The organism is Actinokineospora sp. PR83 (assembly GCF_021056305.1).
Classification (GTDB): Bacteria; Actinomycetota; Actinomycetes; order Mycobacteriales; family Pseudonocardiaceae; genus Actinokineospora; species Actinokineospora spheciospongiae.
The window spans coordinates 107,862-115,518 of sequence record NZ_JAJCXD010000057.1 but is presented as its reverse complement, the minus strand read 5'-3'; the positions used below and the strand labels follow the sequence as shown (position 1 = coordinate 115,518).

Annotated in this window: 5 protein-coding genes; 1 reads left to right on the top strand and 4 read right to left on the bottom strand. The window is 74.4% G+C overall.

Annotation, left to right across the window (positions count from 1 at the left end):
• Nucleotides 1-52 precede the first annotated feature (52 nt).
• Nucleotides 53-1,525, bottom strand: a complete 1,473-nt coding sequence (hemG, locus tag L6E12_RS20235) for a protoporphyrinogen oxidase (protein ID WP_236229484.1) — start codon at nucleotides 1,523-1,525, stop codon at nucleotides 53-55.
• A 4-nt stretch (nucleotides 1,526-1,529) separates the two neighbouring features.
• Nucleotides 1,530-2,624 (bottom strand): uroporphyrinogen decarboxylase, encoded by a 1,095-nt coding sequence (gene hemE / locus L6E12_RS20230; protein ID WP_236229483.1) that lies wholly within the window; start codon nucleotides 2,622-2,624, stop codon nucleotides 1,530-1,532.
• Between the two features lie 276 nt (nucleotides 2,625-2,900).
• Here hemE and L6E12_RS20225 point away from each other — a divergent pair, with 276 nt between their 5' ends.
• On the top strand, nucleotides 2,901-3,464 hold the full coding sequence (locus L6E12_RS20225) for a DUF3000 domain-containing protein (protein WP_035282985.1): 564 nt from the start codon (nucleotides 2,901-2,903) through the stop codon (nucleotides 3,462-3,464).
• Nucleotides 3,465-4,059: 595 nt separating this feature from the next.
• On the opposite strand, the gene L6E12_RS20220 is transcribed toward L6E12_RS20225, so the two are convergent.
• Together L6E12_RS20220 and L6E12_RS20215 are read right to left on the bottom strand one after the other, a co-directional pair.
• Nucleotides 4,060-5,073, bottom strand: a complete 1,014-nt coding sequence (locus L6E12_RS20220; RefSeq protein ID WP_236229482.1) for an asparaginase domain-containing protein — start codon at nucleotides 5,071-5,073, stop codon at nucleotides 4,060-4,062.
• A gap of 114 nt (nucleotides 5,074-5,187) precedes the next feature.
• Complete coding sequence (locus tag L6E12_RS20215) at nucleotides 5,188-7,617, bottom strand: M14 family zinc carboxypeptidase (RefSeq protein ID WP_374201916.1); 2,430 nt, start codon at nucleotides 7,615-7,617, stop codon at nucleotides 5,188-5,190.
• Between the last annotated feature and the right edge of the window lie 40 nt (nucleotides 7,618-7,657).

The following is a 7,657-nucleotide window of genomic DNA, read 5'->3' as shown; positions in this document are numbered from 1 at the left end:
CGGGCGAGGCGGGCACGGCCGGGCGAGGCGGGCACGGCCGGGCGCCGCCGTGTCAGCGGGCGGGGTGGGCCCGGGTGGCGAGGTGGGCCGCGATCCGGTGCGCGGCGGCGTCACCCGTGGCCACGCACGCGGGGATGCCCACGCCGTGCAGGGTTGCGCCTGCCACGGCGAGGTCGGGGTGGTGGGAGACCGCGCGTTCGATCTCCTCGACCAGTGCGGTGTGCCCGACCGCGTACTGCGGCAGCCCGCCGCCCCAGCGGGTCACCGCGGCGTCGACCGGTGGGGCGGTGACCCCGGTCAGCTCCACGAGGTCGGCGCGCACCAGCCGGACCAGTTCGTCGTCGTCGTTGTGCAGGGCGCCGGGGTCGCCGTGCCTGCCCACGGACCCGCGCACCACCACGACGTCGCGGTCGGCCAGGTGTGGCCACTTGGTCGCGGAGAAGGTGAAGGCCTTCACCGCGAACCGGGTGCCGTCGAGCCGTCGTTCGCCCGCGCCGAGCAGGACCCCGGAGGTACCGGGCAGTTCGGCACCCCCGGGCAGCGCCAGGGCGACCACGGCCATCGAGGCGACCTCGACCCGCCCGTAGGCGGCGGACGCGGCGGGCACCGGCTCGGCGAGCAGGCGACGCGCGGCGGGTGCGGGCACGGCCAGCACGACCGCGTCCACGTCGAGCACCGGGTCCTCGGGGGCGTGCGCCGGGGTCGCCGCGCCCAGGTGCAGCCGCCACCCGTGCTCGCGGCGTTCGAGCGCGCGCACCGGGACGCCCAGCCGCAGGTCGGCCGCGGCGGAGTCGACGAGCCGGTCGACGAGGGTGCCCAGGCCGGTGGCGACAGTGCCGAAGACCGGTCCCCCGGTCGGCACCGGGGTGGCGGTGGCAGCGGCGGCGGTCAACGACGGGGCGCCGTCGTCGAGGGCCTCGGCCAGGCCCGGCATGGTGGCGCGCAGGCCGAGGCCGTCCACGCTGCCCGCGTAGACACCGCCGAGCAGCGGGTCGACCAGCCGGTCCGGCAGTTCGTCGCCGAAGCGGTCGCGCAGCAGGGCGCCGAGGGCGGCGTCGCCGTCCCAGTCGATCGGTGGCAGGCCGGGTTCGGCGGCGACGCGCCGCGCGCCCTCGTCGGTGAGCAGGTCGGTGACGGCGTCGGCGGCCGTGGGCACACCCATCACCGTGCGGCCGGGGATCAGCCTGGTGACCCCGCCCGCGCGGACGGTGGAGCGCGCCTTGGCCGGGTGCACGACCTGGTCGGCGAGGCCCAGTTCGGTGAGCAGGTCGGTGACCTCCGGCCTGCGCGCCAGGTAGGCCTCCGCGCCCACGTCGTACCGCACCCCGCCCACCTCGGCGGTGCGCAGCTTGCCGCCCACCCGGTCGCCCTGCTCGACGACGACGACCTCGGCGGCCGGGCCGAGCAGGGTGCGCAGCCGGTGCGCGGCGGTGAGCCCGGAGATCCCGGCCCCCACCACGGCGACCCGCGGCGCGCGCCCCGGTTCGCCGGTCGCGCCACCGGGCCCGCCGCGACGGCCGGTCATCAGGTCACTTCCCGGGGGTGAGGGTGTGCAGGTAGGTGACGAGGCGGGTGAGGACGTCCGGGTCGGTGTCCGGGAGGACCCCGTGCCCGAGGTTGAAGACGTGGCCCGCGGCCGCCCGGCCCTCGTCCACGATGCGGGTCGCCTCGCGCCGGACGACGTCGTCGCCCGCGAAGAGGGTGGCCGGGTCGAGGTTGCCCTGCACGACCACGCCGCCCCGGCCGGTCTCGGCCTCGACGCGGCGGGCGGCCTCGTCCAGCGGGGTGCGCCAGTCGACGCCGACGACGTCGGCGCCCGCCTCCCGCATGGCACCGAGCAGGGCGCCGGTGCCGACGCCGAAGTGGGTGCGCGGCACGCCCGCGTCCGCGAGCCCGCCGAGGACCTTGGCCGAGTGCGGCAGCACGTACTCGCGGTAGTCGCGCGGGGACAGCGCCCCGGCCCACGAGTCGAAGAGCTGCACGGCGTCCACCCCGGCGGCCACCTGCGCGCGCAGGAACGTCAGCGCGATGTCGGCGAGCCGGTCGAGCAGCGCGTGCCAGGTCCCGGGGTCGGCGTACATGAGCGCCTTGGTCCGCTCGTGGTTGCGGCTCGGGCCGCCCTCGACCAGGTAGGAGGCCAGGGTGAACGGCGCCCCGGCGAACCCGATCAGCGGCGTCTGCCCCAGCGCGGCGACCAGCAGCCGCACCGCCTCGGCCACCGGTTCGACCTGCCCGGCGTCCAGCTCGGGCAACCCGGCGACGTCGGCGGCCGAGCGGATCGGCTGCGCCACCACCGGCCCGGTGCCCGCCACGATGTCCAGGTCCACCCCGGCCGCGACCAGGGGCACCACGATGTCGCTGAACAGGATCGCCGCGTCCACATCGTGCCTGCGCACGGGTTGCAGCGTGATCTCCCGGACCATCTCCGGGTCGAAGCAGGCGGCCAGCATCCCGGTCCCGGCCCGCAGCTCCCGGTACTCCGGCAGCGACCGCCCCGCCTGGCGCATGAACCACACCGGCACCCGCCGGGGCACACCCCCACGAGCGGCCACCAGGAATGGAGCGTCCACGAGTTCCCGGCGAGCGGCAGCGGGCGCCGTGGCCGGGTGAATGAGTTCAGTCATCGCCTCCCCATCGTCCCACGCCCACCCGCACCGCACTCCGCGGAGCCCCCCGGCACCAGCGGCACCACCCCAGGCCACCGGGGGCTGCCCGCCGCCGGGAAGCCGAACTTGCGCAGCCCCCGCCGGCATTCGACCGTGCACGACGAGGGAGACCGTTACTCCTGTGACAAAGGGGACAGATGGTGCACAGTCGTACTGACGGTGGTGGAAACGGGCCAGGGGTGCTCGGCGCGGCGTACGGGCTCACCGACTCGGGTGGTCCTACAGTTACCAGTCGTGACCGGAACGTCGACTGCGCCTGAGTTGTTCGTCCAGGCTGTCGAGGCGCTGAAGTCATTGCGGCCTCGGGCCGAACTGACACTGGCCGAGGTGCGGCCCCCGCAGCGGCTGGCACCGTACGCGTTCGCCCTGACCGCCGAGGCGACCGGCCCCGCCGACGTGCACGCCACCGGCAGGCTCATCCTCCTGCACGACCCCGACGGCCAGGAGACCTGGGACGGGGTGCTGCGGTTGGTCGCCTACGTCCGCGCCGAACTGGACGCCGAACTCGCCGACGACCCCCTGCTGCCCAACGTCGGCTGGTCCTGGCTCACCGACGCCCTGGCAGCCGCCGAGGCGGACTTCACCGCCCTGGGCGGAACGGTCACCGACACCTCCTCGGCCCGCTTCGGCGACATAGCGGGCCCCGCCCGCACCGACGACCTGGAACTGCGCGCCTCCTGGACCCCCCGGAGCCCCGACCTGGCCCCGCACGGCGAGGCCTTCTGCGACCTGATGGCCAGCGTGGTCGGCCTCCCCCCGGTCGGCGTCACCCTCTTCAGCCAACGCCACGGCGACTGACCACCACCTCCCAGGGCGGCCACCCCCTCGAAATCGCCTGCCCGGCGAGCCACCCCTGAACCCGGCGGCCCGCCCACCAGCCACCGCGAAACCCCACCGGCGCAGCAACAACCGACCACCCCGAAAACCGCAGGCCCGGCTACCCAACTGCCCGGGTGGGTGGATGTATTCGGCGGGCAACCACCCTCGCAACCGCCAGCCCGGCGAGCAAATGCCCGGGTGGGTGGATGCGCTCAGCGGACGACCACCCTCGCAACCGGCTGCCCGGCTACCCGACTCCCCGGGTGGGTGGATGCGCTCAGCGAGCGACCACCTCGAAACCGCCGGCCCGGCTATGCAGATGCCCGGCTGGGTGGATGTGTTTGGCCGGGGGGGGCGATCATGTGCAAGCCTGCCTGGGCTGTGGGGCATCCCTTCAGCCCCACTCGGTCACACTGGGCACATGATCGCCGTAGGGGCCCCGGCCAAGCACATTCACCCAGCCGGGCACCCCCACACAAAGACCGGGCATTCCCACCCAGCCGGGCACACCCACCAAGTCGGGCACCCACCGAGCCCCGGCGACCGAGAGCACACGGCCCAAGAGCCGCCCCGGTCACAGACCGGCGAAGTAAGCCCTGGCCGCGGCAACACCCCCACCCGAGGCAAGAGCAGCCATGAGCGCCACCCGCGCCTGACCGGGCCGCAGCCCACCGGCACTGATCGCACCGACCCGCCCGGCCAGATCCACCGCGTCCATCCCCAACACCCCGGGCGGCCCACCCGCAGCAGGCGAAGCCACCTCCCAACCCCCCACCACGTCGAATCCCGCCGAGTGCGCCCGAGACGCCACCACCACCGGGATGTCCCACGACAGCAGTTCCCGGATCGGCATCAGCAGCTCCACCGGCACGTTCCCCCGCCCGGTCCCCTCGACCACCACCCCGAGCGCCCCCGCGTCGGTGACCGCGGTCAGCAGCGAGGTGGGCATCCCCGGGTACGTCTTGACCAGCGCCACGTTCGTCTCCGGCAGGTCGGTGATCACCGGCGGCCGGGGTGGCGCCTTGTCGGTGAGCACGACCCGGCCGCTCGCGATGTGGCCGAGGCGCGGGTGCGGTGCCGAGGTGATCGACGGCGAGCGGGTGGTGTCGGCGAGGTGGGCCCGGCGGGCGGCGTGCAGTTCCCCGTCCAGGCACAGGACCGCGCCGAGGCCGGGGGTGACCGGGTCGGCCGCCGCGGTGAGGGCGGCGGCGAGGTTGATCGGGCCGTCGGTGGCCGGGTCGTCGAGGCAGCGGGTGGCGCCGGTGAACACGACCGCGCCCAGGTCGGCCGCGGGGCCGAGCAGGACGTCGGTGAGGAAGGCCGTCTCCTCGACCGTGTCGAGGCCGTGGGTGACGACCACGCCGTCGTAGCCGTCGTCGAGGAGGGCGCTGCGGGCGCGGCGGGCGAGCAGGAGTTGGGTGCCGGGGCTGGTGTCCCAGGAGGGTTCGGCGCGCACGTCCTCCACCTCGGTGCCCTCGGGGGCGGCGACGCGGGTCAGGAGTTCGGCGCCGTCGGCGATGCGGGGCGGTGAGCTGTGGCGGACCTGGGCGAGGGTGTCGCCGGTGGCCAGCAGGAGGAGGCGGGGCATCAGGTGTTCCCCGCCCCGGGGTGGGGCGGGCGGGCGGTGGTCTCGGACAGGGGGCACCTCCGGGCGACGGGCTGGCACCCCACATATACCCCTGCGGGGTGCCTGCCCGTGGCCTCAGCGGCGCTTGCCCGCCCGCGCCGTGCCGGAGCAGACCTCGCCGACGTCGACCGTCTGGCCCCGGTCGACGTAGACGTCGGCCAGGCCGACGATCCGGCCGCGCTTGTCCGCGCAGGTCAGCTGGTAGGGCTCCTTGGGCCCGTAGGTGGCGGGGATCGGTGAGGAGAACTCCACCCGCGGGGCGGTGTAGTCGTCCGGCGCTGCCGGGTCCGCCTGGTCGTAGTTGACCAGCACCGCCGTGTAGTCCCCGGCGGGCGGGTCGTAGAGCACTGCGTTTTCCGAGGTGGTGCCGCCGCTGGCCGAGGAGGAGACCAGGTTGCCCGCCGCGTCGTAGACGTAGAGGTCCCAGTCGGTGTTCTCGGTGGCCCAGCTCGTGGAGACGGTCATCTTCCCGTTGTCGACCGCGGGCAGGCCGTCCACGTGGAACGGGATGACCTCGGCGGTGGGGTCGTTCGGGAAGTCCTGGTTGCGCGGCGGGACGCCGGGCGGGTTGACCAGGGCGATGGGGGCCTGGGCGGGGCCCTTCGGGTCGCGGCCGTAGCGGCCCGCGACGTAGGGGCGGGTGGACGGGTTGACCGCCCAGCTGAACCGGCCGCCGGTGGAGGCCAGCGACGAGGTCAGCGTGTCGGCGACGTAGAGCGGCGGTCCGACCGTGCCGTCGGGGTTGAGCACCGGCGAGGTGGGGGTCTGGAACGCCTTGCGCAGGGTCAGCCGGTGACCCTTGGGCGCGGAGCCGACGAGCGTGGAGTGCGCGGCGGGGTCGGCGGCGTTGCCCAGCATGTCGAGGAACGCCTGCCGGTTGCCGCCCTTGCCCGCGCCCGCCGCGGGTGCCAGGCCCGCGTACTCGGCGACGACACCGGTCTCGAACGGCGGGTGGAACTCGGTGCTGCCGATCTCGAAGGTGAAGCCGAAGCCGCCGGTGGCGAAGTACGACCAGTCCTCTGTGGAGCCGGTGGTGTCGTAGAGGGCCCAGGACGGCTGGCTGGTGTAGCCGTTGCGGGAGGCCATCCTGTCGCCGAGCGCCTGGTAGACCGGTTCGTCCAGCGGCGGGCGGACGGCGGCGACGCCGGGGACGCGCAGGACCAGGTTCGAGTAGGTGTGCAGGGTGATCAGGTTGGTGACCTGCCGGGTGGAGACGAGCCAGCGGATGTTGCGCGTCTCCGGTTCGGAGAACGGCCCGCTGCCGCGGAAGGTGTCGCTGCTCCAGTTCGCCGAGGCGCCCGCGCCGCCCCAGAAGCCAGCGTAGTTGCGGTTGGGGTCGGTGCCGCGGGTGCGACCGGCGGGGTTGGCCGCGCACACACCGGTACGCAATTGCGCGGGCGAATCGTTGACGTTGCAATTCTTGCGCTTCATCTCGTAGTCGAAGCGGCTGAAGTCGCCCTTGGGCTCGGCCTCGCGGGAGATGGAGAACCCGTCAACGTTGACGACGGGGACGACGACGTTGCGGGTCTTGCCGACGAGGGCCTTGATCGCCCCGCCCGCCTTGTACCCGTTGACCAGTTCGACGGCCCACTCCATCGCGTGCTCGCCCGCGGGCCACTCGCGGGCGTGGTGCACGCCCATGACCACGTTGACCGCCTTGCCGTCGTCCGGCGTGTCGAGGCCGGTGGCGATCTCCAGGCCGATGACGTCGCGGCCCTCCCAACTGGGTTCGGGCAGCGTGAAGGCGCGCACGAGCCGGGGGTTGGCCCGCGCCAGTTCCTTCGCCTCGAACTGGTAGTCGTAGAGGTGGCGGTAGCTCGTGCGACCGGACGGGAGCGCCGACCGGGGCGCCTTGGCCGCGTAGGTCCGGTCCTGCCGGGCGTTGGCCACGGACTTGGCCGAGAGGTCCGCCTGGACGACGCTGCTGCGCAGGCCGCTGTCGGCGAGGGTCTTGCGGTCGGCGTCGTCGGCCAGCACGACCTCGACCCCGGTGGCGTCGGCCTTCTCGGTGACGTCGAGGTCGAGGCCGAGCAGGGTGTCCTTGTCCGCCTTGGTCGGCGTCTGCACCCGCACGACCTGGGCGGTGCTCGGGCCGCCCTGCGGGGTCAGCGCCAGGAAGTCGACGCCGAGCTTCACCGTGCGGGTCGAGCCGCCGTACCGGCAGGCCTGCACCAGCAGCTTCTGCCCCGCGGTGACGAAGCCCTCGGCGAGTTCGACGTCGCGCAGCCCGGCCGATGCGGCCAGCACCGCGCCGCTGACCTGGTCGAACACCGCCAGGTCCCAGTCACCCGCGCCCGCGGCGGCCGCGCTGAGCCGGGCTTGGAGCAGCCCGTCGACGCCGGAGGTCACCTCCCGGCGGTCGACTCCCCGGGTGCCCCGCGGCAGGGGTTCGGCGAAGCAGGAGCGGGCGACCGCCTGGTCGGCCCGCAAGATGTTGTCCGCCGCGGTGGCGGTGGTGGCCGCGACCGTGCTGAGACCGGCGACCAGCGCCAGTCCCGACCCGATCGCGAGGCCCGTTCGCCCGCGTCTGACCGATGCCCTCACT